This window comes from Streptomyces sp. NPDC091371 (assembly GCF_040684275.1).
In the GTDB taxonomy this organism is placed as follows: domain Bacteria; phylum Actinomycetota; class Actinomycetes; order Streptomycetales; family Streptomycetaceae; genus Streptomyces.
The window spans coordinates 393,391-420,234 of record NZ_JBFBFP010000001.1 but is presented as its reverse complement, the minus strand read 5'-3'; the positions used below and the strand labels follow the sequence as shown (position 1 = coordinate 420,234).

The 26,844-nt window shown below is 70.1% G+C and carries 27 protein-coding genes and 1 tRNA gene; 12 read left to right on the top strand and 16 right to left on the bottom strand.

Translation table 11 applies throughout. The features are described from left to right. Window positions 1-52: 52 nt before the first annotated feature. On the top strand, window positions 53-2,341 hold the full coding sequence (locus tag AB0O21_RS02120; RefSeq protein ID WP_365165051.1) for a transglycosylase domain-containing protein: 2,289 nt from the start codon (window positions 53-55) through the stop codon (window positions 2,339-2,341). Between the two features lie 69 nt (window positions 2,342-2,410). Here AB0O21_RS02120 and AB0O21_RS02115 read toward each other — a convergent pair whose 3' ends face one another. Beyond that, window positions 2,411-2,872 carry a GatB/YqeY domain-containing protein gene (locus AB0O21_RS02115; protein ID WP_365165048.1) on the bottom strand — a complete coding sequence of 154 codons (462 nt, stop codon included), beginning with the start codon at window positions 2,870-2,872 and terminating at the stop codon, window positions 2,411-2,413. 68 nt (window positions 2,873-2,940) lie between these two features. Here AB0O21_RS02115 and AB0O21_RS02110 point away from each other — a divergent pair, with 68 nt between their 5' ends. The 3 genes from AB0O21_RS02110 (at window position 2,941) to AB0O21_RS02100 (ending at window position 4,735) form a co-directional block, all read left to right on the top strand. Next, complete coding sequence (locus AB0O21_RS02110; RefSeq protein ID WP_365165045.1) at window positions 2,941-3,879, top strand: metallophosphoesterase; 939 nt, start codon at window positions 2,941-2,943, stop codon at window positions 3,877-3,879. A 35-nt stretch (window positions 3,880-3,914) separates the two neighbouring features. Continuing rightward, window positions 3,915-4,622 carry a Pr6Pr family membrane protein gene (locus AB0O21_RS02105; protein ID WP_365165043.1) on the top strand — a complete coding sequence of 236 codons (708 nt, stop codon included), beginning with the start codon at window positions 3,915-3,917 and terminating at the stop codon, window positions 4,620-4,622. A 39-nt stretch (window positions 4,623-4,661) separates the two neighbouring features. Continuing rightward, window positions 4,662-4,735, top strand: a tRNA-Pro gene (locus AB0O21_RS02100). A gap of 119 nt (window positions 4,736-4,854) precedes the next feature. Here AB0O21_RS02100 and AB0O21_RS02095 read toward each other — a convergent pair. The 13 genes from AB0O21_RS02095 to AB0O21_RS02035 all read right to left on the bottom strand — a co-directional run bounded on the left by AB0O21_RS02095 (window position 4,855) and on the right by AB0O21_RS02035 (window position 16,889). Beyond that, the gene (locus AB0O21_RS02095) at window positions 4,855-6,372 is read right to left on the bottom strand and encodes a LacI family DNA-binding transcriptional regulator (protein ID WP_365165040.1); all 1,518 of its coding nucleotides are present in this window, start codon (window positions 6,370-6,372) and stop codon (window positions 4,855-4,857) included. A gap of 553 nt (window positions 6,373-6,925) precedes the next feature. Then, a complete protein-coding gene (locus AB0O21_RS02090) occupies window positions 6,926-8,179 on the bottom strand; it encodes a DUF3631 domain-containing protein (RefSeq protein WP_365165038.1) in 1,254 nt (417 codons plus the stop codon). 309 nt (window positions 8,180-8,488) lie between these two features. After that, complete coding sequence (locus AB0O21_RS02085) at window positions 8,489-9,388, bottom strand: bifunctional DNA primase/polymerase (protein ID WP_365165036.1); 900 nt, start codon at window positions 9,386-9,388, stop codon at window positions 8,489-8,491. Next, window positions 9,385-10,068, bottom strand: coding sequence for an SAM-dependent methyltransferase (locus AB0O21_RS02080; RefSeq protein WP_365165033.1), 684 nt, complete (start codon window positions 10,066-10,068; stop codon window positions 9,385-9,387). The genes AB0O21_RS02085 and AB0O21_RS02080 overlap by 4 nt, the downstream gene beginning before the upstream one ends. Before the next feature lie 71 nt (window positions 10,069-10,139). Further along, entirely contained in the window at window positions 10,140-10,313 is a 174-nt protein-coding gene (locus AB0O21_RS02075; RefSeq protein WP_365165031.1) for a hypothetical protein, read from the bottom strand. Between the two features lie 11 nt (window positions 10,314-10,324). After that, a complete protein-coding gene (locus tag AB0O21_RS02070; protein ID WP_365165028.1) occupies window positions 10,325-10,810 on the bottom strand; it encodes a hypothetical protein in 486 nt (161 codons plus the stop codon). 223 nt (window positions 10,811-11,033) lie between these two features. Beyond that, window positions 11,034-13,121 (bottom strand): hypothetical protein, encoded by a 2,088-nt coding sequence (locus AB0O21_RS02065; protein WP_365165026.1) that lies wholly within the window; start codon window positions 13,119-13,121, stop codon window positions 11,034-11,036. Between the two features lies 1 nt (window position 13,122). Beyond that, window positions 13,123-14,727, bottom strand: coding sequence for a hypothetical protein (locus AB0O21_RS02060; protein WP_365165024.1), 1,605 nt, complete (start codon window positions 14,725-14,727; stop codon window positions 13,123-13,125). Window positions 14,728-14,805: 78 nt separating this feature from the next. After that, the gene (locus AB0O21_RS02055; protein ID WP_365165022.1) at window positions 14,806-15,144 is read right to left on the bottom strand and encodes an RRQRL motif-containing zinc-binding protein; all 339 of its coding nucleotides are present in this window, start codon (window positions 15,142-15,144) and stop codon (window positions 14,806-14,808) included. Then, complete coding sequence (locus tag AB0O21_RS02050; RefSeq protein ID WP_365165020.1) at window positions 15,141-16,022, bottom strand: DUF2637 domain-containing protein; 882 nt, start codon at window positions 16,020-16,022, stop codon at window positions 15,141-15,143. The genes AB0O21_RS02055 and AB0O21_RS02050 overlap by 4 nt, the downstream gene beginning before the upstream one ends. Next, window positions 16,019-16,345 (bottom strand): DUF6303 family protein, encoded by a 327-nt coding sequence (locus AB0O21_RS02045; RefSeq protein ID WP_365165018.1) that lies wholly within the window; start codon window positions 16,343-16,345, stop codon window positions 16,019-16,021. Before AB0O21_RS02045 ends, AB0O21_RS02050 begins: the two co-directional genes overlap by 4 nt. Next, the gene (locus AB0O21_RS02040) at window positions 16,342-16,611 is read right to left on the bottom strand and encodes a DUF6284 family protein (RefSeq protein ID WP_365165016.1); all 270 of its coding nucleotides are present in this window, start codon (window positions 16,609-16,611) and stop codon (window positions 16,342-16,344) included. Before AB0O21_RS02040 ends, AB0O21_RS02045 begins: the two co-directional genes overlap by 4 nt. Window positions 16,612-16,709: 98 nt before the next feature. Continuing rightward, on the bottom strand, window positions 16,710-16,889 hold the full coding sequence (locus AB0O21_RS02035) for a hypothetical protein (RefSeq protein WP_365165014.1): 180 nt from the start codon (window positions 16,887-16,889) through the stop codon (window positions 16,710-16,712). A gap of 822 nt (window positions 16,890-17,711) precedes the next feature. Here AB0O21_RS02035 and AB0O21_RS02030 point away from each other — a divergent pair. From AB0O21_RS02030 to AB0O21_RS02010, 5 genes are all read left to right on the top strand, one after another. After that, a complete protein-coding gene (locus AB0O21_RS02030; RefSeq protein WP_365165012.1) occupies window positions 17,712-18,092 on the top strand; it encodes a GntR family transcriptional regulator in 381 nt (126 codons plus the stop codon). Window positions 18,093-18,221: 129 nt separating this feature from the next. Next, window positions 18,222-19,424 carry a helix-turn-helix transcriptional regulator gene (locus AB0O21_RS02025; RefSeq protein WP_365165010.1) on the top strand — a complete coding sequence of 401 codons (1,203 nt, stop codon included), beginning with the start codon at window positions 18,222-18,224 and terminating at the stop codon, window positions 19,422-19,424. Next, window positions 19,421-20,137, top strand: a complete 717-nt coding sequence (locus AB0O21_RS02020) for a creatininase family protein (RefSeq protein WP_365165008.1) — start codon at window positions 19,421-19,423, stop codon at window positions 20,135-20,137. Before AB0O21_RS02025 ends, AB0O21_RS02020 begins: the two co-directional genes overlap by 4 nt. Before the next feature lie 150 nt (window positions 20,138-20,287). Continuing rightward, window positions 20,288-20,659, top strand: a complete 372-nt coding sequence (locus AB0O21_RS02015; protein WP_365165006.1) for a hypothetical protein — start codon at window positions 20,288-20,290, stop codon at window positions 20,657-20,659. Beyond that, window positions 20,656-21,336 carry a hypothetical protein gene (locus AB0O21_RS02010; protein WP_365165004.1) on the top strand — a complete coding sequence of 227 codons (681 nt, stop codon included), beginning with the start codon at window positions 20,656-20,658 and terminating at the stop codon, window positions 21,334-21,336. The genes AB0O21_RS02015 and AB0O21_RS02010 overlap by 4 nt, the downstream gene beginning before the upstream one ends. A gap of 409 nt (window positions 21,337-21,745) precedes the next feature. Here AB0O21_RS02010 and AB0O21_RS02005 read toward each other — a convergent pair whose 3' ends face one another. Beyond that, the gene (locus tag AB0O21_RS02005; protein ID WP_365165435.1) at window positions 21,746-23,245 is read right to left on the bottom strand and encodes a M4 family metallopeptidase; all 1,500 of its coding nucleotides are present in this window, start codon (window positions 23,243-23,245) and stop codon (window positions 21,746-21,748) included. A 283-nt stretch (window positions 23,246-23,528) separates the two neighbouring features. Then, window positions 23,529-24,569, bottom strand: a complete 1,041-nt coding sequence (locus tag AB0O21_RS02000) for a M4 family metallopeptidase (protein ID WP_365165002.1) — start codon at window positions 24,567-24,569, stop codon at window positions 23,529-23,531. Between the two features lie 240 nt (window positions 24,570-24,809). On the opposite strand from AB0O21_RS02000, the gene AB0O21_RS01995 reads away from it, so the two are divergent. From AB0O21_RS01995 to AB0O21_RS01985, 3 genes are read left to right on the top strand one after another with little or no spacing between them, the layout of a single operon-like run. Next, complete coding sequence (locus tag AB0O21_RS01995; RefSeq protein WP_365165433.1) at window positions 24,810-25,439, top strand: sigma-70 family RNA polymerase sigma factor; 630 nt, start codon at window positions 24,810-24,812, stop codon at window positions 25,437-25,439. After that, the gene (locus AB0O21_RS01990) at window positions 25,436-26,302 is read left to right on the top strand and encodes a hypothetical protein (protein ID WP_365165000.1); all 867 of its coding nucleotides are present in this window, start codon (window positions 25,436-25,438) and stop codon (window positions 26,300-26,302) included. The genes AB0O21_RS01995 and AB0O21_RS01990 overlap by 4 nt, the downstream gene beginning before the upstream one ends. Window positions 26,303-26,317: 15 nt before the next feature. Next, the gene (locus tag AB0O21_RS01985) at window positions 26,318-26,836 is read left to right on the top strand and encodes a hypothetical protein (RefSeq protein WP_365164998.1); all 519 of its coding nucleotides are present in this window, start codon (window positions 26,318-26,320) and stop codon (window positions 26,834-26,836) included. The last annotated feature ends 8 nt before the right edge of the window (window positions 26,837-26,844 follow it).

Below are 26,844 nucleotides of genomic sequence, written 5' to 3'. Positions count from 1 at the left end.
TAGGCCAAGGCATTCGCGTGTGTCCGGCGAATCAGAACGTAGGCTGCCCTCCATGGGAAAGAAGCGCTCGGGCGGCGGGCTCACGGGGAGCCAGCAGGCCGCCAAGTTCCTCGGTGTGTCCGTTCTCTCCGGAGTTGTGCTGGCCGGCATGGCGATTCCGGCGGCGGGTGCCCTGGGGCTCGCGGCCAAGGGCACGGTCGAGGGATTCGATGAGATCCCGGCCAATCTCAAGACTCCGCCGCTGAGCCAGCGGACCACGATTCTCGATGCCGAGGGTGGCTTGATCGCCACGGTCTATTCGCGCGACCGGCAGGTCGTCCCCCTGACCGCGATCTCCCCGTACATGCAGAAGGCGATCGTCGCCATCGAGGACTCGCGTTTCTACGAGCACGGCGCGATCGACCTCAAGGGCATCCTGCGCGCGGTGAACCGCAACGCGCAGGAAGGCGGCGCGGCACAGGGCGCCTCGACGCTCACCCAGCAGTACGTGAAGAACGTCTTCGTCGAAGAGGCCGGTGACGACGAGACGAAGGTGCGAGAGGCCCAGGAGAAGAGCCTCGGGCGCAAGATCCGCGAGCTGAAGTACTCCATCCAGGTCGAGGAGGAGCTCGGGAAGAAGAAGATCCTCGAGAACTACCTCAACATCACGTACTTCGGCCAGCAGGCGTACGGAATCGAATCCGCCGCCCAGCGCTACTTCAGCAAGCCGGCCAAGGACCTGGCCCTGGAAGAGGCCGCGCTGCTGGCGGGCGTCGTGCAGTCGCCGAGCCGGTACGACCCGGTGAACGACGTGCAGGAGGCCACGAAGCGCCGCAACGTCGTGCTCCAGCGCATGGCCGACATCAAGGACGTCTCCCAGGCGGAGGCGGACGCGGCCAAGGCGAAGCCGGTCGTGCTGAAGGTGACGAGGCCCAAGAACGGCTGCATCACCGCGGTCAAGGGCGCCGGGTTCTTCTGCGACTACGTGCGCAACTCCTTCCTCACCGACCCGGTGTTCGGCAAGACGCGCGAGGAGCGGGCGAAGGTCTGGAACCAGGGCGGTCTGACCGTACGGACGACACTGGACCCGCAGGCGCAGGACGCGGCGAACGAGTCGATCAAGGACCACGTCTACCAGGAGGACTCGGTCGCGACGGCCGTGACCATGGTCCAGCCGGGCACCGGCCGGGTGCTGGCGATGGGTCAGTCCAAGCCGTACGGCTTCGGGAAGAACGAGACGCAGATCAACTTCTCCGTGGACAAGCGGATGGGCGGCTCGAACTTCGGCTTCCAGGTCGGCTCCACCTTCAAGCCGTTCATCGCGGCCGCCGCGCTGGAGCGCGGACTGCCCGCCACGAAGGTGTACGCGGCGCCGAACAAGATGGACTACCCGAGCCCGATCAGCCGCTGCGACGGCACGTCGTACATCAACCCGCCGTCCAAGCGGGAGACGGCGAAGAACGAGACCGAGGACGAGGTCGGCCCCTACGCCCTGAAGACGGCGATGGAGAAGTCGATCAACACCTACTTCGTCGAGATGATCTCCGAGATCGGCCTCTGCCCGGTGACGGAGATGACGCAGAAGCTCGGCGTGGTCCCGGCCGACGGCTCGAAGCTGCCCGAGGGCCCCTCGATCGCACTCGGCTCCGCCGAACTCTCCCCGCTCACGATGGCCAACGCGTACGCGACCTTCGCCAACCGGGGCGTCTACTGCACCCCGATCGCCATAGAGTCGATCACCGACGCCCATGGCAAGGCGCTGGCGGTGCCGAAGAGCAAGTGCGACCGGGCGATGGCGACGGAGACCGCCGACACGATCAACACCCTGCTGCGCGGGGTGGTCGACTCCGGTACCGGTGAGCGGGCCGGCCTCAGCGACCGCGACAGCGCGGGCAAGACCGGTACGACGGACGCCCGCCAGAACGCCTGGTTCGTGGGCTACACCCCGAACATCTCGGGTGCGGTGTGGGTCGGTTCGGGCGGCGCGAAGAAGATCACGATGGAAGGCATCGAGATCGGCGGCACGTACTACCCCAAGGTCTTCGGCGGCGGCCTGCCCGGCCCGATCTGGAAGGACGCCGTCAGCGGCGCGCTGTCCGGACGCGAGGCACCCGGCTTCACCACGGTCAGCATCGCTGAGCCGGCGCTTCCGTCGGGCGGCGCCCGCGGCAACAAGCCCACCACGAGCCCGAACAGGCCCGGCAAGCCGGGCGGCGACAACAAGCCCGGCGGGCGGCCCGGCGGCACGACGACCGTCGGGGCCACCGGCGGCACCACGGGCGGCGACGGCGACACGCAGACGCCGTTCCCCGGGATCACGCTCGGCCCGGGCGGCATCATCGGCGGTCGCGAGACCGAGTAGCGGCACGCGAACGACGAGGGCCCCCGGCCGGATTCGGCTGGGGGCCCTCGGTCGTTCGTGTCTCCGGCGTCAGGAGAGGTGCTTCTTCACGGCGGCGGCGACCCGCCCGCCCTCGGCCAGGCCGGCGACCTTCGGGTTCACGATCTTCATGACGGCACCCATCGCGCGCGGCCCCTCGGCGCCCGCGGCCCTGGCCTCCTCGACGGCCTGCGCCACGATCGCGTCGAGCTCGGCGTTGCCGAGCTGCTTGGGCAGGTACGTGTCGAGGAACTCGCCCTCCGCGGTCTCCCGCGCGGCCTGCTCGGCACGGCCGCCCTTCTCGAAGGCATCGGCGGCCTCACGGCGCTTCTTCGCCTCCTTGGCGATCACCTTGAGGACTTCCTCGTCGGAGAGCACACGGGCTTCCTTGCCCGCGACCTCCTGGTTGGTGATGGCGGAGAGGGTCAGTCGCAGGGTGGACGAGTGCAGCTCGTTCCGCTCCCTGATGGCGGTCGTGAGGTCTTCCTGGAGCTTGGCCTTGAGCGTGGTCATGCACCTGAGTCTGCCAGGTGCGGGGGCGGTGGCGCCCACCCGTTTTCCGGGTCTGCGACGATGGGTCCATGCGTGCGCGTTACGGAGTACCCCTGAAGGCGGCTGCCGGAATCGCTGCGGTGGGGGCCGCGGGTGTGGCCTATGCCGCCGGTTTCGAGGCGCGGTCGTTCCGCCTGCGCCGGGTGACGGCCCCCGTCCTGCCCCAAGGCATGCGCCCGCTGCGCATACTGCAGGTCTCCGACATCCACATGGTCCGCGGCCAGCGCAAGAAGCGCGCCTGGCTGCAGTCGCTGGCCGGGCTGCGCCCGGACTTCGTCGTGAACACCGGTGACAACCTGTCCGACACCGAGGGCGTCCCCGAGGTGCTCGACGCCCTGGGCCCGCTGATGTCCTTCCCCGGCGTGTACGTCTTCGGGTCGAACGACTACTACGGGCCCCGGCTGCGCAACCCCGGGCGCTACCTGATCGAGAAGGCCCAGGGCCGGCACGGGCTGAACGGCAACAAGCCGGTCGTCGGCGCCGTCCACAACCCGTGGGAGGACATGCGGGACGCCTTCGACGCGGCGGGCTGGCTGAACCTCACCAACACCCGGGCGCGGTTGAAGCTGGACGGCCTGGAGCTGGCCTTCACCGGCCTCGACGACCCGCACATCAAGCGGGACCGCTACGAGCGGGTCGCGGGCGGACCGGAATCGGACGCGGACTTCTCGATCGCCGTGGTGCACGCCCCGTACCTGCGCGTCCTCGAAGCCTTCACCGCGGACCGCTACCCGCTGATCCTCGCCGGCCACACACACGGCGGGCAGCTGTGCATCCCCTTCTACGGGGCGCTCGTCACCAACTGCGATCTCGACACCAAGCGGGTGAAGGGGCTGTCCACCTACGAGGCGGCCGGGCAGCGCTCGTACCTGCACGTCTCGGCGGGCTGCGGTACCAACCGGTACACGCCGGTCCGCTTCGCCTGCCCGCCGGAGGCGACACTCCTGACGCTCACCCCGAAGGCTTAAGGGTTCCGCGCCCCTCCCCCCGGTACGTTGATGCGATGACCTCACCGACGTACGCAGCCCAGGCGGCCTTCCGCGCCCTCATCGCCGCCGCGGCCGTGGTGGGGCTCGGCATCGAGCTCACCCACGGCAGCGTCCCCGTCGTCCTGAGCTTCTTCACCGTCTGGACGAACATCGCGGTCGCGGTCGTCTTCTCGCTCTCGGCCGCCCGCGCCTGGCAGCGCCGCCCGGACGTCGACCCCCTCTACCGGGGCGGGGTCCTGCTCTTCATCGTGATCGTCGGTCTGGTCTTCCACCTGGTCCTGGCGAACCCGTCGAGCCCCTTCAACGTGCTGGAGGACTTGAACAAGCTCACCGGCGCCAAGGCCGTCGCCAACCAGCTCCTGCACACGGTCACCCCGATAGGCGCCGTCCTGGACTTCCTCCTCCTCACCGCCCCGGGCACCCTGCGCCCGCGCCACGCCCTCCACTGGCTGGCGTACCCGCTGGTGTACATCGCCTTCGCCCTGGTCCGCGGCGCCCTGCTGTCCCCCGGCGCGAAGGCCCGGTACACGTACCCCTTCATCGACGTCGCCCAGTACGGCTACGGCCGCGTGGCCCTGAACGCGCTGGTCCTGGGCATCCTCTTCTACGCCCTCGGCCTCGCCCTGGTCGCGGCGGACCGCTACCGCCCGGCGTCCCCGCTGGCCCCGCGACCGGCCCGCGAAAACCGGATTTCGTCTCCGGCCGCGGGTCCGCTAAAGTAATCGATGTCGCCAGGACAGCATCTGCTGCAAGGCGGCGATCGGGGTGTAGCGCAGCTTGGCAGCGCGCTTCGTTCGGGACGAAGAGGTCGTGGGTTCAAATCCCGCCACCCCGACAGAGAAGTACCAGGTCAGAGCCGGTGTCTTGCAAAAGACACCGGCTCTGCTTGTTTCTCCCCACCCTCTCGGGAGAAACCTGGGAGAAATCTCCGCCGAAACGTCTCCCGGCTCACTCCTACGAGCGGCCCCGCAGCAGCGCGTCGAGGACGGTCACGGGCGACCCCGGAGCCATCCGCCGGCGCGCGTCGAGGGACTCCTCCCACATGCCGGTCAGACCGGCGAGAAGCTCGCGTCGCATCTCCGGGGTGATGTGGGAGTACCGGGCCTGGACCGAACCGTCCTCGTGACCCATCCGCTCGTCCTTCAACTTCGGCGGCGTCCGCAGCTCGTCCATCATCGTCTTGTGGCTGTGCCGCAGCCCATGCGGCGTAAGCCCCCGCGCGATCGGCACCCACGAAGCCTCGGCGCGGGCCGCGGCACCCCGGCCGCGAGCAGGGACACCCGGCCAGGGTTCCGCCCGGAGCGGCACCGGACGGGCTTCCTGCGGTGACTTCTTCGGATACCACCCTGTCGCTGCCGGCTGGAACAACCAAGTGGCGAAGCCGTTCCGCCGCCAGTGCGCCGCGTTCTCACTCGACGACCAGAACCGGATGAACCCGAGGTCGGCCATGGCCTTCTCGACTGCGGCCCGCGTTGCCTCGGCGACCGCGGCAGGGCGGTTGAGCACGTTCGAGACCGTGCCGGTGGAGACTCCGGCGACGCGCGCCACGTCGGCCAGCTTGGCGCCGGGGCGGCTGGCCGCTCCGTTGGCGGCAGAGTGCCCGCTGAACAGGTACCGCAGCCCGTGGCACGCGCACGGCTTCTCTCCCGCCCGCGCGACCTGCCCGGCCAGCAGACCGGCCAGCCAGTCCGGCGCGTCGAGCGTCCGGTACGAGTCGTCCTTGGGCGGGCATCGGTGCATCTCGCCGGAGTCCAGTTCGTAGAGCTGCGACTCGACGCGCACGGAGGCTGGTCGGATGAACTTCGTCTCCAGGCCGACGATCTCGCCCCATCGCATCCCGGTGTAGCCCTTGAGCACGACGGCAACGAACTCGTCGTCCCGGCCTGACAGCAGAGCGGCCCGCTCTGCGATCAGCAGCACGCCGAGAGCCGACGTCACCACCTTCTCGGGACCACGATTCCGAGAGCGGCCGGCGCGCTTACCCCGGCCGCGGCGACGGGTGGCCGGGTTGGCATCGCGGAGTCCCTCGTCGACGGCGTCGGCAAGGATCAGGTGCAGGGTGCCGCGCCAGGTCTTGATGCTGCTGGCTGCGTAGCCGCGGGCCCGCTCGCCGCGCTCCCAGGCGTCGATCTCCCCCTTGGTGATCTCGTCGACGATGGCGTCCTCGAACTCGGGGAGCAGGTGCTCCTCGACGTGGCGCCGGTAGTTCTGCATGGTCGAAGCGGCAAGGTCTTGCTCGCCGTACCACCTGCTCGCGTACTCGCCGAACGTGATGCGCTCGATCTGTGGCGCGGGTGCCGCTTGACTGGCGGCGAGGGCCTTCTCCTCCTCAACTGCCGCCGCCTTCTCGGCGGCGCGCTTCGTCCGGAAGCGGATGGTCTTGCCGTTGTCGTCGGTCACGGCGGGGTATTTGCCGGGGGCAGCCTTGTACCGACCGCGCCAGTAGTCCCCGCGGTTCTCTGCAAATCCCAAGGTTCTCTCTCTACAGGTGCGAGCCCCGCCCGGGCAGGCCGGGCGGGGCAGTTGTCAGGCGGCGTCGCGCTGCTGGTCTTGAAGGACGCTCCGGCGCGGGGGCCGGGCTCGGAGCCTGAGAGGCACCGATGTCTGCCTTACGGGCCGGGGCACGGCGCGGGGCGGCTCGGCCGGTTGAACACTCCTGATCGGCTGTGCCGCAGCGCTGTTGGCCGGTCGGGCTTCGAAGAGACGGAGGATCTCTGCGAACTGCTCGCCCGTGAAGCGGTAGGCCCGGCCAGGCTTCGTGAACGGGATCCGGCGCTTGCGAGCCTGCTCTTTCACCCACCACTCGGACATGCCGAGCGCCTTTCCGATGTCCGCCGGGTAATAGAGGTGCGGCAGCGCGCCTGTACTTGCAGTCAAAGGTCATCCCTTCTCGCTCTGGGGATACGCCACAGCCGCCACGCCGCAACACTGCTGGTCAGCGGCTTGCGTTTGTGGCGGATCGCGGTTTTGTGGCGGATAGGTGGCGCCACACGCGGGGCGTGGCGGCACCTAGGCGCGGGGCCTGCTATCCGGCGACCGGGTAGAGCGGTGTGGCGGTTTGTGCGGGCGTGTGGCGGATGACTGTGGCGGTATCCGCCACAGATTCACCCCCGCTGACCTGCGGTGTGGCGGACGTGGCGGATGTTGCGGACTTCTGGGGGTGCGGGGGGCAGTAGCGGGCCCAGGCGTCGGCCAGGTCTTCGGCGTAGTAGCCCTTGGGGGTGGCAGAGCCGACTCGGATCCCACGGGGCTTGATGGGCTTGTTGGCAGAGGTCACGTACTGGCCGAGCATCTGCGACAGCATCCGGGAGCTAAGAGGCTTGCCGTCCATATCGGCCCAGGGGGCGTCGTCCATGCGGACGAGGCATTCGAGGATGGCCGCGGTCGGCATCCTCTCCTCCCCGCGGAAGACCTGGTCCCTCAAGTCCGTCAGGAGCCGGATACCGAGCGAGGAGGCATCGTTCTCCTTCGCGGCGGCGACCAGCTCCAGGCAGGCGGCGCGGGCCCGCTCGGGCCAATCCCCGCCCGCGGCTTCGGCAACGGAGAGGAGGGGCTCCCAAACGTCGGCCGGCCGGTCGGTGATCCCATCGGGCATCGTGGGCCAGGACTCGGTGACCTGCTTGCGGACGGATTCGGCCCAGGCGGTGAGACGGTCGCGCAGAGCGTTGCCCTGCTTCTTGTGGATGCGCTCCCGCCAGGGCTCGCAGGACTCGTTGGGGGCCTTCTTGCGCATGCGGATGATGACGGAGCGGGTGAAGACGGTGTCAGGGAGAGAGCCGAGTCCGGCGAGGGCGATGGCGCAGTAGGCGGGGAAGCCCTCCACGGTCTGGTTGGCGCCGTCCCCAACGCACCGGTACATCTTCCGGCCCCGGGTGTGCCCGGCGTTGAGGAACTTGCGCAGGCTCTCATCGCCTGCGGCCTTGGGGCCGAAGATGGTGTCGATCTCATCGAAGAGGATCGTGGGCCGTTCCCCTTCGACTCCGGCGACGGACCGGAACAGTGCGGACTGAGAGGCGTCCACCGCTGCCATGGAGTTGGGCACAAGCGTCTCGATCACGTCCAGGGCACGGCTCTTGCCCGAGCCGGGCTCGGGCGAGAGGAACGCGATCCGAGGGGTGGCGTCGAAGGCATCGAGCAGGTGCGCGTGCGCGTCCCACAGCGTCACCGCGACGTATGCGGCCTCCCTGGGGAAGATGTTGAACCGTCGGTGGAAGGCCTCCACCTCGTCAAGCAGCGCGGCGCCGTCGATCGGTGCGGCGGGCGTGGTCGGGTCGCTCATCAGCGGCAGTCCCTTCAGAGGAGGCGAGGAGGGGGCAAGCAATGCGGTGTTCTTCGTGGTCGGCGATCAACGCCAGGGCGCGGGCGCGTCCGGCGGCGAAGAGGTCCCGGCCGCAGGAACACCAGGAGCGGGCGCTCGGACTGGCGCCGTACGAGGGCGGAGCGGCGATGTGGAGCCAGGCCACGGGCTGGCGCCCGGCGTCGGCATGCGGGTCAGGGAGAAGACATGAAAGGACGCCTTCGGCGACGACCTTCGGCGCACCACCGCTGTGGGTGGCGGGTGCCGGTTCGGCGGGGCCGGGGCGGGCGGTCACAATGCCCTCACCAGCGCAGCGCCGAATCCGTTGGTGACGGCCCGCTCGGCGTACGCCTCGGGGACGTCCACGGACACGGCCGCGTCGATGATGTGCCGGGCGAGGATCTCCAGACCGCAGGGGCCGGGGCAGGCGGTGTGCTGGTTGGCGAGGAAGCGGGCGACGCCGTAGGCCTTGGATCCGGCGCCTTCGTCGCGGCAGGCGGTGATCCTCGCGAGGCCGCGTTCCAGTCCGGTGCGGATGAAGGTGTCGGTGTGGCGGCAGCCGGTGGCGACGGATCGGTCCCAGGTGGCGCGGGCCGGGGGTGAAGAGTCCACCTCCCCCCGCCGGAGGCGGGTGGATTCTTCCCTGACGACCAGGGCGCGGACGGTGTCGGGCAGGACGGTCATGGTGCCGGTCCCGGTGCTGATCCAGCGGGCGTAGGACATCAGGGACTTGATGTCCACGCCGGGCCGGACCCCGTTGGCGGACTGCATGGCGCCCCGGTAGATCCAGTGCTCACCCCGGGTGGTCGCCACGGTCTTGGTCGCGGAGAGGGCGTGGCGGGCCCAGGCGACGGCTTCGGCGTTGTCGAGGTCCACGACCGTGAGGCGGGCGCCGCCGGGGTGGTAGGCGACCCCTCCGGCCTCCCGCCAGGCGCGGGCCCACGCCGCAGAAGTGAGGACGTCTGGGTTGGTGGTGGCGGCGGCCCAGGCGTGGCAGGGGGCGGGGCACTGGCAGGGCCCGGCGAACTTCATGTTCGGGCGGTCCCCGCACCGGCAGGGCCCTGCGCCTTTGCTGCTGGTGCAGGCGTGGCAGTTCCCCATGGGGAGCTTGCTCGCGCGCAGGGGCAGGACGGGCAGGCCGAGTTCGGCGAGCCAGAGCGCGGTCCGCAGATGTCCTGTGGCGCGGATCATGCGGCCACCGCCAGGGCACCCAGCTGGGCGAGGGCTTGGGCGCCGATCCACTGTGCGTAGGCCGGAGGGATGCACTCGCGGATGCCGTCGCGGTTCATCCAGGGCACGTCCATGACCTGGCGGGCCAGGGCAACGCCGGAGAAGTTCCCGACGAACTGCCCGTACCAGCCGTCTGGGATCGGGCGGCCCATCTTGGCCTGCGGGGCGGTGTGCGCGGGGTGTGGGAGCTGGGGGAGGGTGAAACCGCCGCCGGTCTCAAAGTAGCGGTGCCGGTACGTCTTCAGCCCGAACATGGCCCCGCAGAGCATCACCGGCCGATGGAGCTTGTGGGCTGCGCCGCGGACGTTCTCCATGACCCACGGCCGACCTGTGGAGTCGAGGGCATCGCGGGTAGGGCCGATCAGGTCGGGGTGGGTGTTGTTCTGGATGCGCTGGCAATCGGTGTCGTGCTGGCAGGGCGGCGAGGCGTGGATGAAGTCGAAGCCCGTACCGAAGGTGCGGATGAAGGTGACCGCCTCGGCCTGGTCGAAGCCGAACGGGTAGCGGGGCTGGGTGTCCTTGTCGACGCCGGTCACCTCGAATCCGGCACGGTGGTAGCCCATGCCGGCGCCGCCCTGGCAGGAGTAGGCGTCTAGGAGACGGGGGCGGCCGTCTCGCCGGATCGGGGTCGGGTGGGTCATGCTAAATACCTCCAGTAGGTGCTGGAAGAAGGCGGCCCGGGCTTTGGCGAGAGCGGGCCGCCCTCGTCGTTTCAGTGGCGGGTGTGGTCGGTGGCCAGGTCGGTCAGCCGCTTGGCTGCGGCGGGGGTGGCGGCGCGGTAGCGGATGCGGACGCTGCATCCGGAGTGCGGGCAGCGGACGGTGGTCTTGCCGGTGAGGCGGGCGAGCGCGTCGGCGACGTGCTCGACCAAGGGCTTTCGGTCCATGCCAGGTCCTTTCAGCGGTTGTTGAGGGTGCCGGAGGCGCGGCCGAACATGCCGGACGCGCTGATGTTCTGGGTGATGTGCTGGACCGGCGCGGTGCCTCGTCCGGTCCGGCGGGTGGTCCGTAGGAGGGCGGGGGCGATGACGCCGGCGGCGATGAGGGCGATGGCGGCCCAGAGGGCTTCGGTCATGGCGATCAGTCCCGGGGCGGCGTAGGAGATCCCGAATCCGGCTGCGGCGACCCCGCCGCCGACGGTGGGGGCGAGGAGCGCGGTCGTCTTGGCCCACGCCGGGATCGGCTGCACCGCGACGGGCACGGCCGGGGGCGTGGTGTGGGTGTAGGCGAGGGTGCGGATGCCGCCGGGGAGGGTGACCATCTCGACTCCCGGGGGGAGTTCGGCGGGCAGCATCACGGGGTGCTGGACGGCTGTGGGGTAGAGGACGGGGTCGCCGTAGCGGGCGGGCGGGGTGGTGCTCGCGGTCGTGTGCTCATAGGGCATTGCAGGCTCCTGGACACGGTGCGGGCGGCCCCACCACCACGGGGCCGCCCGTGGTGGGTGGTCGCTCTGCGTGGTTGTAGTGGGGTGTGGCTACTGGGTAGTGGGTAGTGGGGTACCCAGTAGAAACGGGCCGTTGAGGGACTGTGAGGGCTCTACTGGGGTGTTCTAGTGGGTAGTGGGGCGTGCCCCACTACCCACTACCCAGTAGCTTTCGGTGACCGTTTCAGGCGTGGTCGGGGTGGACGTAGACCGAGTGCGGGCCGTTGTCCCGGTAGACCAGCTCGCCCCGGCCGGCCGCGGCCCGCAGGGCAGCACGGACGGTCTTGCGGTCCTTGCCGACGAGGTCGGCGACAGCCGCGGGCTTCATGCCCTCGGCTCCAGCGGCATGGATCGCGGTGATCGCATCGGGCAGCCATCCCGGTCCGGCGTCGCGGAGCGCGCCCAGGTTCAGCCCCGTCGCTTCCCCCTTCGGTTCCTCGGGAGCCGGGGGCGGACTCTCGGGCTGCGGGCCGGTGGTGAACTCGGCGGCGATGAGCCGCTCGAACTCGGCATCCACCCCATCGGGCACCACATCGCCCGGTGCCGCTGCGGCCGTCTGCGGAGGAGTTTCACGGAGTGCCGTCAGGTTCAGGCCCCCACCTGCCGGGGTGCCGCCCGCGGCCTGGGGGCCGACCGAGGGGTCGGTGTGGCGGCTCTTGATCCAGGCGGTGCGGGCCGTGTCCCAGCGGCGGGCGTAGTCGGGGCCCGCGGCCCTGGCGGAGATGCTGTCGAGGCGCGGGTGTCGGTCGGAGGTGGCGGTGACGATGTCTCGGATCTGGTCGGGCTTGATCCGCCACGACTTGAACAGGGCCACCCCGGTTTCGGGGGTGCCGAGGAACCCGGAGCCCTTGTAGGGGGCTTGGTCGACTTTCAGGCCCCGGGTGCCGGGGAACTGCTTGTTCAGGTCCATACCCTCGGTCTCGCCGCCAGTGAGCGCGACGCGGACTTTGGCTTCGCGGCGGATCATCAGGTCACCGAGGACGGCACCGGTGGCGCCGAGCGCGGTCAGGACGGTGCGGATGGCCATGGCGCGGGCGATGCGGATGACTTCGAGGATCTTCCGGGCGAGGATCCGGTGGTCTCGGTCGGAGGAGGCGAGGATCTCGGCGCCCTCGTCGATGACGATCTCGATCTGCGGGATCTGCGCACTGACCGGGAGGAGGTCAGTGTTCGCCTGGGACATGAGGTCCTGGTAGGCCATCTTGCGGTGCTTGGCGATCCGGATCGCCGTGTCCAGCATGAGCAGGGCCTCATCATGGGTGGCGGCGAGCCAGTCGATACCCGGCCGCATCGCCGTGCCCTCAGCGTGATCGACGCGGATCCAGGGCAGGCCGGCGGACCCGGCGTTCAGGTCGATGACCCAGGTGACGACGTCGGTGGCACGGGCGAATCCGGCGAGGATCGTGTGGACCATGTTGGTCTTGCCGGATCCGGTGGGACCGACGACAAGCGCGCACTGCTCGCGCAGGAACACCGGCACCTCGTCGCCGTTGGTGCGGATGCCCCAGGGGATTCCGGTCAGGATCGAGAGCGGCCCGTAATTGCTCGGGTAGGGCATCTCCTGTTCCAGGACGTTGACCGTGGTCACGTCGATGAGCACGCGGCCCTGATGGATGCCCTTGCTCGCAGTGGCGGTGCAGCCATGCGGCAGACGCGCATCGGCGGACAGGCGCGCAGCCTCGGAGGCGATCTTCTCGTAGGTGACACCGCCCGCGGGGAGTTCGGCGTCGATGGTGAATCCCGCGCCGGTCGGCCACGTCTCGACCGCGAGGACGCGGATGGTGAGGTGGCAGACCCGCTCGATGCGGTCGACCCACTCGGCGGCGATCTCCCTGCGTCCTGCGGACAGTTCCCGGGCGATCTGCCGCTCGGCGACCTCGATCGCCTCCAGCTCACGAGCCTCCTCGTAGAGGCCGGTGGCACGGGCGGACGCGCCGATGGCGACGCCGATGGTGGCGAGGGAGCCGAGGGCGGTCCAGGTCAGGGGGCCGGTGGCGAGGGCCCATGTGGTCCAGCCGGAGCCCAGGAGCCAGGAGGCGGCGCGGGCGCCGATGGTGCGCCCGGCGAGTTTCTGGCGCAGTCCGGTGGCGGTGTGGCCGATCGCGCCGGCGGTGCCGATGGCGAGGGCCCAGGTGGGCGGCATGTGGGCGAGGGTGCCGACGGTGGCGACGGCGAAGGCTCCGGTGGCCGCGGACAGGGCGCCGGTCACGGGTCCGTGACCGGCGGCCCAGTCCAGCGCCACCCCGTCGTGCTTGAGGGTGTGGGCGCTCATCTCAGACGTTCCAGCCCTTCTCAGCGTCGTGGCCGTTGCGGGGGTCCTCGTGGCGGGCGATGTCCTGCTCGTGCTGCTGGCGGAAGATCGGGCCCATCTCCTCGGCGACCGAGACGGCGGCCATGACGGCGCCGAAGCAGTCGCGGAAGGTCTCGGCGACGGCCTTCTCCAGCGGGAACTCACTGTCGGAGCGCTCGCCGAGGATCTGCATGACGTTGGCGACCGAGGCCAGGGCCTGCGGGAGTCCCTCGATCATGGCGAGGATCTCCATGGCGCCGTCGGGGTCGTAGGACTGGGCGGCCTGCTCCATCTCCGCCGCGTACTCCTCGAACCGGAAACCGGAAACGGTGCTCACGTGGACTGCTCCTTCGCGGGTGGTGGGAGGTGCCGGGACGTGTCCGGCGGGCCGCTCGACGCGGTCGCCGATGTGCTGCTCGTCGTCGTTCTGCTCGGCCACCGCCTGCTGCTCGGCGGCCTGCTCGTCCTGCTCCAACCGGTCGCGGATCGCGGTGTCCCGGGCCTCGCGGGCCGCCCGGGCCCGGTTCACAAGGGCGCGGTAGAGGCGGCGGCCGGGGTGCATCAGCGACGGCATCCGCAGCTTCCGCCCCAGGGGAGTGGTGACCATCCCGAGCACGCCAGCCGCCGCACCCAGGGCTCCGGCAAGAGCCCGGCGGGCGTGGAAGCGGGCGGCGGACCGCCGCAGTGCCTTCCGGGCTGCCTTGCGGGCGGGGGCCTTGAGGTGCTCGACCCTCTTGCGGTGCGCGGCCTGCCGGATGCCGTCCCGGCCGGAGGCGACCGCACGGCCCGCGCTGCGGTCCCGCACCGTACGCGCCCCCGCTACCGCCTTGTCGCGGACGGCCGCGGCCTTGCCCAAGCCCTTCGCGAGCGTCCGCGCGGCCAGACCACGGGGCTTGGAGGCGGAGGAGGAGGCGCGTTCGGCGGATTTGGCGGCCCGCCGGTTGTCGGCAACCTGCCGCCGCGCCTGCACCGTCCCGGTACGCGAGGCACTGCGGGTCGGGGACTGGGCGCGGGTGGCGGCGCGCAGTTCACGCACCTGCCCCGCGCGGCCCCCGGCCAGACGGCCGGCCGCCTGCACAGCACGCTGCCGCGGCGACGAGGTACGGCCCTTGGCCGTGTGTGAACCCGAGCGGCCGACTCCTGCAGAACTGCCCGCCCGGTGCCGGGACTGCCCAGCCGACTTGCGGGACCCTGCGGCACCACCAGCACGGGATCCAGGCCGCGGCTGCGTGGGGACCCGCCCCAAGAGGCCACGGCCCCCGCCGGCCCGGACCCCGGCCGACGCCGACTTCGACGCGGCCGAGGACTTACCCTTCGCGGACTTACCGCGCCTGCGGGAGGCCACCGCACCCAGAGCAACAGCCCCGGTCATCACCACAGCGGCGGCAACCGGCCCCCCGGCCAGAGCGGCCGTGGCCAGAAGGCTGGCCGTGGTGTTCGCCCCGGTCAGGGAGAGCGGGACCACCGGAAGACCGCCCGGCGTGTGGTCGACCTGCTTGGCGGTGCTGCTCTCAGTGTCGATGGGCGAGGCGGGAGCGGGGGTGGATTCTTCGGGGGGAGCCTGCGGTTCGGTGATGGTCTCGGTCATGCTGAACGTGCTCCTTCACGGGAGAAGAGGGCCCGGCCGACGCTGTAGGAGGTGGACGGCCGGGCCCTGCTGAGTTGTTCAGGCGGCGCACTGTTCTTCGGGGTAGGCGCAGGGCACGCACATGCCGAGCGAGGACGGGATCACGTACCCGGCATCGCGGCGGCATTCGGGGCAGGTCCGGCGGGCCGTGTTCGCCTTCGCCAGAGCCGCAGCCTTGGCCGGGGTCATGGGGCGGACCGGCAGCGCGAGCTCTATCCGGTAGAGGAAGGCGACCAGCGGGCCGCGCCGATAGCGGGGCCGCTCCACCTGGGCGACGACGTCTTGTCCGCCGGGGCGGAGGCCGGCGGCGCGGAGCTGGCGGCGGGTGGCCAACCCGTCCGGGGCGAGCCGCCAGGTGTAGACGGGGAGGGTGCTCATGCGCCGGTCCTGGCCGGTACGGCGGACAGGTGGGGACGGTCGTTGTCGTCGCGGGCGGCGAGGATCTGCTTGCGGCCCCACGATTCGCTCATGCCAAAGGCCTCGCCCAGCGCACGGGCCGAGAGGGGGCGTGCGGCCTGTACGGACTCGCCGTACGTGCGGCGTGCTTCCTGCCGCATCCGCTCCAGCTCCGCCTCCTCGTACACGTCCTGCCGCTCGGCTTCCTCGTCCAGGGACGCGGCCGGTGCGGAGAAGGTGTGCGGGGTGTGCGGATCCTCAGCGAACACGCTGCCCGCACGGCTGGTGAGCTGCGGCAACGTCTCCCGCACCATGGCGTGCGGGGTTTCGGGGACGGCGGTGTGCGGGCGGTTGATCTCGGCCGTACCAGGGGTGTGCGGGAAGTGTGCGGGCCGGTCCGCACGCTCCCCGTCCGGCCCCGCACCCTGAGGCATCGGCTGGTGGTGGAGCACCTTCGCCACGAGGTCGGATCCGAAGTAGATCGAGCCGACCGGCAGCGACGTGGCCAGGAGTACGAGGGCGTAGTTCGCGGGGTCCCACTGGGCCAGCCGCATCCAGTCGACCGACGCCGAGTGCAGCGACGGGACGAGGCCATGGACGTAGTTCAGGACCAGAGACGCGGCTGTGTACGCGGCCAGGACCCGCAGTGCGAACCTGCGGGCATCGCCGGTCAGGACGAGCGTCGCGACGAGGGCGAGGGCCATCAGGCCATCGACCACGAACGGGTACAGCGTCGCCGCCGTCCCATCCGCGCCGATCGCCTTCGCGACGTCCCGCAACGCGTTCCAGGAGACCCGGAACGCCACGGCGACCACGGCGACCAGGGCGAGCACGAGCAGCACCTTGGCCTTGGCGTTCATGCTCCGCCCCCGGCCATCGGTCGGACCTTGACCGTGCCGAGCAGGAGGACCCGCACGGGGTGTGGGTGGTAGTCCGGCCCGATGCTCTCCGTCCACTCCCACTCGGCGTCCTGGACGAGCGTGAATCCGAGTTCCCTCAGGGCCCTGAGCCGCTGGTGGATGGTCGGGATCTCGGCAGACGTCGGCCACGTGTAGGTGGGCCACTCGCTGACCAGACCGGACATGGCCACATACACCTGCCAGCACGGCCCGGGCGTCGCTTCCGGCTGGGTGGTACCGCAGCAGCGCAACGACAGCTGTGCTCCGAAGATCTGCTTGCTCATGCCGCGTCCCCCGACACTGCCGTGCCGGCGGTGCGGTTGGCCAGGTCCCGCCGGGCCGCCAGGACCCTGTTGTGGGCTCGTCGGATCCGGCGGGCGTCGAACTCGGAGGCGGTCCGGTCCAGCAGCGCGATCAGCGCGTCCAGCAACTCGACCTCCGCCAGGACCACGGGCATCTCGGACTCGACGGCCGCCAGTTCCGCGTCGGTCGGCTCCAGGCCGTCCGACCACGGGGTAACGACGTTCTGAAGTGCGGCGATGGACTTCATGGGTCTTGCTCCTTCGGTAGAGGAACGGGACCCGAACAGCGGCCCCCGGCGTTGCACCGCCGGGGGCCGCACCACGTTCGGGACAGAGGGCGGAGGGGCTAGCTGGCCTTCTTGCCGACGCCGCGGCCGTGCGCCGCGTTCAGCTCGGCGCTGGCGTCCTTGCACTTGCCGGAGACGATCCGGTCGTAGACCTTCTGACTCTTCGCCACCGCCTGCGGCGACGACAGATCCGAGGACGAGGAGGAGGAGGACTGCGAAGACGACTTCCTGCCGAACATGCGAACTCCCTCGAAGTTGGGGTGGTGGAGCGGCCGGCGAACCGGCCCCGGCTCCCCTCAACCCCGCCCGTACAGCGCCAACGCGCCGGACGGGCGGAGGAGGCAACCGGCCGCGGCTACAGCCGCGCAGGTGTCCCGATTCCGCGGGTCACCGGCTTTTCCGGTGCGGTTGAGCGGCGGATCGGGGAGACGCGAAGGGCGACGTCGCCCTGCCGGTCCAGCAGGGCGACGGCCAAGGGTCTTAACCGCATCACGAAGACTCCTGAATGCCAGGTCAGATGAGGTGTGGTGGGCTTTACCGGCGTACCGTTGCCACGGCTGACCGGTCCCGAGCCCACGGATCGGGCGCGTCATCGTCACTGCTCTGACGCCAGCAGGCGGCCTGCACGAATCGGTGCAGGATGGCGTGCCGCCGACGACATCACCCGGTCGCCTCGGGGGCGGTCTCACTCTTGCCGCCACGTGCATTGGGGCCCCGCTGTCCATCCCCACACCCGAGTCCGGGTGGCGCCTGCCAAGCGCATAGGGGGAGTCGACATCCATCACGGCGGTTTGCCCCCGGACCCTCGCCCTAGGCACCTACCGCGACCGCCGACTCGCGTCAGCCCCGCACGATCACTGTTCAGTTCTCAAGCTGCAGGTACTCCCGACTGGCCGTGGAAACCCAGAGGGCTCCCGTGCCGCGAAGCACGGGGACACAGACGGAGCTAGAGAGAGTTACCTAGGTCACTCGCTCGTTTCGAAGTTACCTAGGTCGCTTGCGGGTCGTCAAGCATCCGCCGTGGACCTTTGAAAAAGACCTAGGTTGGTTACGCTCTACCCATGGACTGGAACCCGGAGAAGGCCCCGACCGCCAAGGAGATTGCCGCCAAGTTCCGCAAGGACATCGCCGACGGCGTGTATCCGACAGGAAGCCAGCTTCCCGGAGCCAAGGGCCTGGCCAGGCACCTCCACGTAGGCCTCATGACCGTACAGAGCGCCTACAAGCAGCTTGCCGAGGACGGCCTTGTCGTGGGCCGGCAGGGCAGCGGGACATACGTGCTGGACCCCAAGAAGGGCGATCCGACGGCTCAGGAAACCTCGCTCGGCCTCCGAGAGCTTCAGGACCAGCTCGTGCATCTCACCTCCCGAGTCTCCGAACTCCAGGGCCGGGTCGAGCAACTCGAAGCCGCTCGGCCTGGCCCGTCTGACGAGAACCAGTAGGCCTCATTTCGAGCCGATACACAGTGCACAGGGGTTAACAGTCAGCCGCTGTTACCTGTTAACTCCCCATGTCAGCGGCAGGTTTGGGCATCATGAGCGTCTGCCGCGTCACCTGACTTCGGGGGTGCCATGAAGACAAAGCTGCAAGCCGCCAGGGCGGCACAGGGTTGGTCTCAAGCCGACCTCATGGATGCCATGGAGGATGCAGCCGCTCGGCTCGGCATCCAGCTTCCCTCCCGGGCAAGCCTGAAAGCACAGGTCTCGATGTTCGAGAACGGCCGCCGGCCGCCCGGACCGGAGTATCAGACACTCTTCTGCGAGGTCTACCAGGCCACGCGGGTTGAGCTGGGCTTATCCATCGACGCGGCCCCATCACAGCTTGATACTTTGCCCTCGTTACCAGCACCGCGAGTCGAAGCCATGCAGGGGAGCCCGGAAGTCATCGGGTACCTGAAGGCAGTGTTCCTGCAGCATGTGCAGGCGGAGCCCGTGGTGGGGCCGCGGTTCCTCGTACCGGCCGTTCAGAGCCAGATGCCGCTCATTGAACAGCTCTGCAAGGGGGCGCAGGGGCCGCTTCGGGACGAAGCGGTTCGGGTGGGGGCCCGGTACTCGGAGCTGCTCGGATGGCTTCACCAGGACTCGGGAGACTCGCAGTCGGCGATGCTGTGGACGAACCGAGCGTTGGACTACGCGTCGGAGTTGGACGACCCTGCCCTGAGCGCGTACGTCTTCCAGCGACGCAGCAACATCGCGGCTGAGGCCGGCCAAGCCGGATACGCGGTCGGGCTTGCAAACGCTGCTTTGAAGCATGCCGGGGGACTACCCCAAGACGTACGAGCCGTTGCGCTCCGAGCGCGGGCGTACGCGGATGCGCTGCTGGGTCAGGGGGACGAAAGCGCACGTGCACTGGACGAAGCGCGGACACTCGCTGACCGGGGACCGGTCGGGGAAGGGCTCGCCCCGTACTGCTCGGTCGCGTACATCGACATGGAGGCCGCGGCCTGCGCCCTTCACCTCGGACGTCCTGAGCAAGCCGTCGCGACCCTTGAAGCAAGCCTCACGGAGTGGCCGGCCGAGCAGCAGCGGGACCGCGGTCTGTGCCTGGCCCGACTCGCCACGGCCTACGCTCAGCTTGAGGACGTAGAAGGCGCGTACAACGCAGCGTCGCAGGCTGCGGCGATCGCTCAGGCGACGGGCTCGGCGCGGATCCTCGGAGAGCTGTCCAGGCTTCAGCCGTTTCTCGCGCCCTGGCGAAAGCTGATTGAGATTGCGGAGCTCAACCGACTCTTGGGCAGTATGAAGGGAGCTGACCGGACCAGAGGAGAGCCGTGAACCTGCTTCCCACGATCACCACCGTCGATGTCCAGGAACAGGCGCCGCGAGTTGCCGTGCTCCCGGTCGGTTCGTACGAGCAGCACGGTGCCTACCTTCCGCTCATCACCGACACCGCGATCGCCTGCATCATTGCGCGCGAGCTGAGTGCGGCCTATCCGGTGCTCACCCTGCCGCCCATCAGCATCGCGTGCAGCCACGAGCATGGGACGTGGCCAGGAACGGTGAGCATCAGCGCCCGTACGCTGCACGCGGTGATCACCGACATTGCCGCGTCGCTGGAGGCGTCAGGCGTACGAAAGCTCGTCCTCGTCAACGCCCACGGGGGCAACTACGTGCTGTCGAACATCGTGCAGGAGGCCAACCTCGTAGAGCCGCGCATGAGCCTATTCCCGCAGAGCGGGGAATGGAACCGGGCGCGCGAGCACGCAGGCCTGAGCAGCAGCGCCCATGACGACATGCACGCTGGGGAGATCGAGACTTCGATCCTGCTCCACTCTGAACCGGGCCTAGTCCGGCCGGGCTACGAAGCCGCGGACCACGATGCGAGTGATCGCCCATTCCTGCTCACGCTCGGCATGAAGGCGTACACCAACACGGGAGTCATTGGATTCCCTTCCCGAGCAACGGCCGAGAAGGGCAAGGCGGTGCTGGAGAGCCTGACGAACAGCTTCGCGGCGCATCTTGAGGCGATGGGTGAAGCCTCCACGTGAGTCCTTCGCACGCGCTGCTCGTTGTCCAGGTCCTTGCCTCTTCGCAGTACTCCACTGCTCAGTCATGCCGTGTTGATCCAACTACCGGACCTGCAAGCCCCCTCGGTCGTAACGTCACAGCAGACGCACCCGAAGCGACCAGGAGAGAGCGTGATCGAATACGTCGCCCGATCCGGGCCCCCAGAAGCCATGAACTGCCCGGCATTCATCTGCGACGCATGCCGCCAACAGGTCGTCGGCGCAGGCATCGTCACCTGGGCCACCACCATCGCCAACCGCGGTCGAACCCACAGCCAGTCCCCGTTGTACGTCGCTCACAAGGGCGAATGCGGACGCAAGGTCGAGGCCATGCTTCACGCTGCCTATCCGGCCAGCGATGGATGGATGGACCTGTGGGACGACATTGGCGTCTTCCTCAAGCAGCTCACGCACAACGCCACCAGCGCATTCACTGACGATGCCGACGGCGAATACCACCAGCACCAGCTCGAAGGTGCCCGGGCTAATGGGGGAAGGCAGTGACAGGCAACCAGCTCACACCACAGAACGCGACGATCACCACCGCATCCATCCAGGTGCAGGCCCTGACCATCGGCAAGAAACAGGTCACGCTGGCCGTGTTCCGCCAACTCCAGGAAACCCCGCTGATCAAGGACGACGGCAGTCTCCTTGGCGAGCCGTGGGGCATCGTCAACTACCACCCGGACAAGTGTGCAGACGCCCCCGAACACCTACACGTCGTCTGGCAGTACGGGGGCGAACTCCGGCGCTCTGCCGTAAAGATGCCAGCCGTCGGCTGGCACGCGCACCCCGCAGCCGACTTCTACGTACAGGCCCGCATCATCTACGGCACCGCCCACCGCCGGTACGCCGAGCCCGAAGCCGGCGACAGCCTGCGTCTGGGTGAAATGATCCCCGGCGGATGGCGCACATTCGCCAAGGGCCGGTTCCGGCACGACGGCATGAACTTCGAGGGTCGGGTGCCCGATCGTATCCGAAAGGAGTGGAATAGCTACGACAGCACCATTTCCGACGAGAATCGGCAAATCTTCGAGACGCTGTTGACCGGGCTTCGGATCTCTCCGGACGAACCCGTCGACCAGATCACAGCCAAGCTCCTCGCGATGCTCCCCACCGAGCAATATCGGGCCACCGTCATCGAACTTATGCAGCTTCCACAGTTGTTCATCGCGGTCTAGAAGAACGGCCGACCCCGGGGCCCGACCGAACCAAGCAGCGTTCTACGCCACCCATGCTGCGACGGCACCAAGCGCTGGATGGTTGTCGCGCGACACAGGCCGGCCTGGGAGAAGGCTGGGAGAAAATCTTCTCCCGATGCCTTCCGAGTCCCTGGTCAGACCGACGCAACCCAACGGCTTGACCTGCACATACACGACCAAGACGTTGTCTGGACGTCGGTCGGACCTCATTCGGGACGAAGAGGTCGTGGGTTCAAATCCCGCCACCCCGACAGAGTAAGACCAGGTCAGCCCGCCTGCTCATTGAGCAGGCGGGCTGACCTGTTTCCGTGGGTGACCATCCGAGTGACAGGACCGGAGCCGGGGGCGGGGCTCGCCTCCGGCGCCGGACCTGTGGTCCGTCAGGGCGTCACTTGACGTTGACGGCCTTCCACGCCGCCGCCACCTGCTGGTATTCGGTGCCGGACGTGCCGTAGAGGTCCGCCGTCGCCTGGAGGGTCGCCGTGCGGGCCCCCGCGTAGTTCGTGGTCGACGTCATGTAGGTGGACAGCGCCTTGTACCAGATCTTGTAGGCCTTGGTCCGCCCGATGCCGGTGACGGTGGAGCCGTCGTAGGTCGGGGAGTCGTAGGACACGCCGTTGATCGTCTTCGCACCGCTGCCCTCGGAGAGCAGGTAGAAGAAGTGGTTGGCGACGCCCGAGGAGTGGTGGACGTCGAGCCGGCCGACCGTCTTCGACCAGTAGTCGGCGGAGGAGCCGTCCTTGCTGGGCTTGTCCATGTAGCGCAGCGGGGTTCCGTTGCCGCGGATGTCGATCTTCTCGCCGATGAGGTAGTCGCCGGTGTCGGAGGAGTTGTTCGCGAAGAACTCCACCGAGGTGCCGAGGATGTCGCTGGTGGCCTCGTTGAGGCCGCCGGACTCGCGGTTGTAGTTCAGCTTGGCGGTCGCGGCGGTCAGGCCGTGGCTCATCTCGTGGCCCGCGACGTCCAGCGAGGTGAGCGGCTTGAGGTTGCCCGCGCCGTCGCCGTAGGTCATGCAGAAGCAGTTGTCGGACCAGAAGGCGTTGACGTACGCGTTGCCGTAGTGGACCCGGGAGTACGCGGCCTTGCCGTCGCCGGCGATGCCGTTGCGGCCGAGCTCGGCCTGGTAGAAGTCCCAGGTGACGGCCGCGCCGTAGTGGGCGTCGACGGCGGCGGTCTGCCGGTTCGTCGCCAGCCCGTCGCCCCACTTGTCGTCGGCGTCGGTGAAGAGGCTGCCGGTGCCGTTGGTGCCGCCGTTCAGGTCGTACGTCTTGTGGCCGCCGCGGCCCGCGTCGGTCAGGTCGTACGCCGACCCGCTCGGGGTGGTGCCGACGGTGACGGAGCCGGAGTACTGGCTGGTGCCGGTGCCGGTCTCGATGGCCTCGTACGACCAGAGCTCGGCGCCGGTGGCCGCGTCCGTGATGACGTGGCGCTCGCTCGGGGTGCCGTCGGGCTGGGTGCCGGTGACGACGGCCTCGTAGGCGAAGACGGGGGTGCCGGTCGCGGCCCAGACCACCTGGCGGGCGCCGGCGGGCGCGGCCTGGAGGGAGCGGGCGGCGACGGGGGCTATGCGGGCCTCGGTGCCCTTGGTGGTCTTGCGGCTGCCGTCCTTCTTCTGGTGGACGACCAGGTCGCCGCCGAGGACGGGCAGGCCGGCGTAGGTGCGCTCGTAGCGGGTGTGGACCGTGCCGTTCGCGTCCTTGATCACGTCGCGGGCCACCAGGCCCTCCTGGTCGGAGAGGCCGATGGCGCGGGCGGTGCCGGCCGATTCGGTCTGCGCGGCGGCGATCGCCTGGGCGCGCGCGGAGGCCGACAGGCGCAGGGCGGTGGCTCCGTCCTCGCGTTCGGCGGCCGCGTTGGCGGACCCGCTCTGGACGGCGAGCGCGACCATCGCCGCGGAGGCGACGAGGGCGGCGGTGCGCAGCACGCGGGTCCGGCTGCGGGAGGTGGTGGAGGTGGGGGATGAGGACGTGTGGTGGGTCACTCGGTCTCCTTCGTGGCCGTGGGGGCGGCTGCGAGAGTGCCAGGAAGGAGGGCTCGATTGACAGGTATGCAACAAGAATTTGACCAGCTGTTGTCCGTTGAGAGGATTCTCGCGTCCGCTCAACGGTCAAAAACGGAACATTCCGCTTGGCCCCGGAGGCAGTTGGGCTCCGGGGCCGAGCGGCGATCGGTCAAACGCCGGGGATCTGCCGGGCCTTGAACGCGGCGCGCACCGCGTCCGCCGCACTCGCGCCGTACATGCGCTCGGCGGTCGCGATCGTCTTCAGCGCCGCGTCCGTGAAGCTGGTGTCCGGCGCGAAGCCGAACTGGGCGTTCACGATGACGCGGTCGGCCGTACGGGCTCCCAGGGCGCCCCGGATGTCGAAGAGCGCGCGGGACCAGATCTCGCCGTCCGCGTGGACCTCGCCCACCCGGTCCGCGTAGACCTTGGAGCCGTCGATCCGGCGCAGGCAGTGCGGGGCCTCGCTGTAGGTGATCGAGTCCCAGTCGGCGACGCACGCCTCGTCGGCCGTACGGGTCCAGCCGTACCGGGCGACGGCGTGCGTGCCGACCTCGACGGCCAGGTAGTCGCCGAAGGCCTCGCCGATCGCGCCGGCCTCCGGGGAGGAGCCGAAGCCGGGGACCTGGGCCTCGTGGACGGCGTGCCCGTACTCGTGGACGATCACCTCGGCGTCCTCGGCGTCGTCGACCCCGCCCTTGCCGAAGCGGATCTCGTCCTTCTTGTCGGTGAAGAAGGAGTTGTCGGCGCCCCACTGGTTGATGCGGACCGGCTGGACGCGGTCGTTGGCCCCGGGAAGCTCGGTGCCGAAGCCGAGGCCCTGGAGGTACTCCTGCGACTCGTTGACCCAGAAGTAGGCCATGACCTGCTCGAACTGGTCATCGCGGCGGTTGTACGAGGCCGCGTCCGCGGTCTTCGCGGAGGTGCCGGTGTCCGACCTGACGCGGGCCCACTTCCCCGACAGCCCTCCGCTCGCGTCGAGGTTGCGCAACGCGGCCGTGGCGTAAGCGGAAGCGGGCACGGAGGCGGCGGAGTCCTTGGCGTCGGCGAGCGTCTGGTCGCCGGAGGACTGGACGGGGTTGACCATGAAGACGCGGCCCTGGGGGAGGGATGCGGCCGGGGCGGCCGGGGACGCCGAGGCGGGTGCGGCCAGGACGAGTGCCACGGTGGCGGTGGCCGCGGCGAGCAGGCCGCTGGGTATACGGCGAGGCATGAACATCCTCCTGTGAAGGGCGTGATGTGCCGGAAGAACGTGCGTGGCGTGGTGCGGAACGTGATCCTTGCCCAACCCGGCGGGATTTGGCCAGGCCCTGACACCCCGCTCCTCCCGCGAACATCAGGTGATATCCGGCTCATCGGGTGAACTGCCGGATTCATGTGACGCATCATGTCCCGCGTGCACAGTGCGGAGGAGTCCGGCGAGGCCGGCAGCGAGGCAGGACGTCCGGGAGACATGTCCCGGGAGGTCAGGGCGGCGCAACAGGGGGACGAGGCGGCCTTCCGGGCGCTGTTTCGGCAGGTGCAGCCGGGACTGCTGCGCTATCTGGCCGTGTTGGTCGGGGAGGAGGCGGAGGACGTCGCCTCCGAGACCTGGCTACAGGTCGCCCGGGACCTGGGGACGTTCCACGGGGACTTCGACGGGTTCCGGGGGTGGCTGACGACGATCGGCCGCAACCGGGCGCTCGACCTGCTGCGGCGGCGCCGTCGGCGTCCGGTGGCCGATCTGCCGGTCGAGTACCTGCTCGACCGGCGGGCCCCCGAGGACACCGAGGCGAGCGCGCTGGCCACCGTCGCGGAGGCCGACGCGCTCGCGCTCATAGCCCGGCTGCCTCGCGACCAGGGCGAGGCCGTGCTGCTGCGCGTGGTCATGGACCTGGACGCGGAGAGCGCGGCGCGCGTGCTCGGCAAGCGGGCCGGAGCGGTGCGCACGGCCGCGCACCGGGGCCTGCGCAAGCTCGCCGCCCTCCTCGAACAGCAGAAACAGCAGACGGCGGGACCCGGCGGTGCCCAGCAGCCGCTCGAAGGACGTTTCGCCCCGGGAGTGACACCGACGACCTCTCCGACGCTGAAGGATGCGAGATGAGCACCAACCGATCCCGCCGGATCGACCGCGCCACGGCCGAGCAGCTGCTCGACGGCGCCGGAGCCGGCGCGGCTCCCGGCCACGACGCCCTCGCCGGACTGCTCGCCGCCGTGTCCGCTCCCGCTGGGGACGGCGAACTGGCCGGTGAGCAGGCGGCCATGGCGGCGTTCCGGTCTGCTCGTCTTGCCCCGGTTTCGGATGGTTCGTCCGCCGTTGTGGCCGCTCCCCGGAAGCGGAAGCTGCGCACGCCGGCGATGCTGCTGGGCGCGAAGGTCGCGGCCACCGTGGCCGCCGCCGCCCTCGGCGGGGTCGCCGTGGCCGCCGGGACGGGCAACCTCCCCGCCGCGCTGGGCGGGAAGCCCGAGAGCAGCGCCCCGGCCCGCGCCGCTTCCGCGCCCTCGCTCGACGCCGCGGAACCCACCCCGCGGAAGCTCGCCGGCTCGCCGGAGGCGGTGCCCGCCGAGCTCGCCGAACTCTGCCGTGCCTACGCCGCGAACGGCGGCGGTGCGCAGCCCGCCCCGGCGCCCTCCGAGGTGCTCTCCGAGCCCCGGTTCGCTCCGCTGGTCGCCGCGGCCGGGGGACCCGCCGGAGTCCCCGGCTACTGCGCGCCCGTCGTGGGCGGCCAGGGCACGACGCCCGGCGGCTCGCCTGCCCCGCGCCCGACGGAGGACCGGCGGGGCGCCTCCCCGAAGCCCGGGAAGAGCGGCAAGCCGGAGGCGACGAAGCGGCCCGGGGATCCGGCGCCGACCCGCACCTCCGGCGGCCCGGGCGGCCCGGGCGGCCGGCCGACCGACCGGCCTGACACCGGCCCGACACCGCCCCAGCCCCGCAACGACGCCCCGACCACCCGCCCCACCCCGTAGAGGCAGACCCCACCCATGCGACCACAGCCGGGTTACGCGGACGACGACACGCTGGAGCTCCCGCGTATCACCGCGGCCTCCCCCAGCCCGGCGGAGGCGGCCGAGCCGAGCCCGGTGTTCGTGGACACCTCGGGCCGGCGCCAGCGCCGGGTCCGCCGCCTGGGGTGGCTGCTCGTCGTGCCGGCGGCCGCGTACGTGGTCCTCGTACTCAGCTCGCTGTTCGGCGGGCCGACGCTCCGGTCGCCGTTCCTGCCCGCCCCCCGCGTCGCGGACGCCGCCCCGAGCACGTCGCCCGCCGCCGAGCCGCGCCCCTCGGCCTCCGCCGGACCGCGCCGTTCCGCCGCTCCCACCGGCGCCGCCTCCCAGGCCCCCTCCCCCGGCAGGCCGTCGGCCGGGAACGAACCCGCAACGGCCCCCTCCACCAGGCCCACCACCGCCGGCGCCGGCGCCTCCCCCGCCGCCGGCTCGAACGGCCACGGCAAGCCGACCACCCAGCCCGGCCAAGGCGGCGGCAAGCCCACCGCCAAGCCGTAACCCCGACC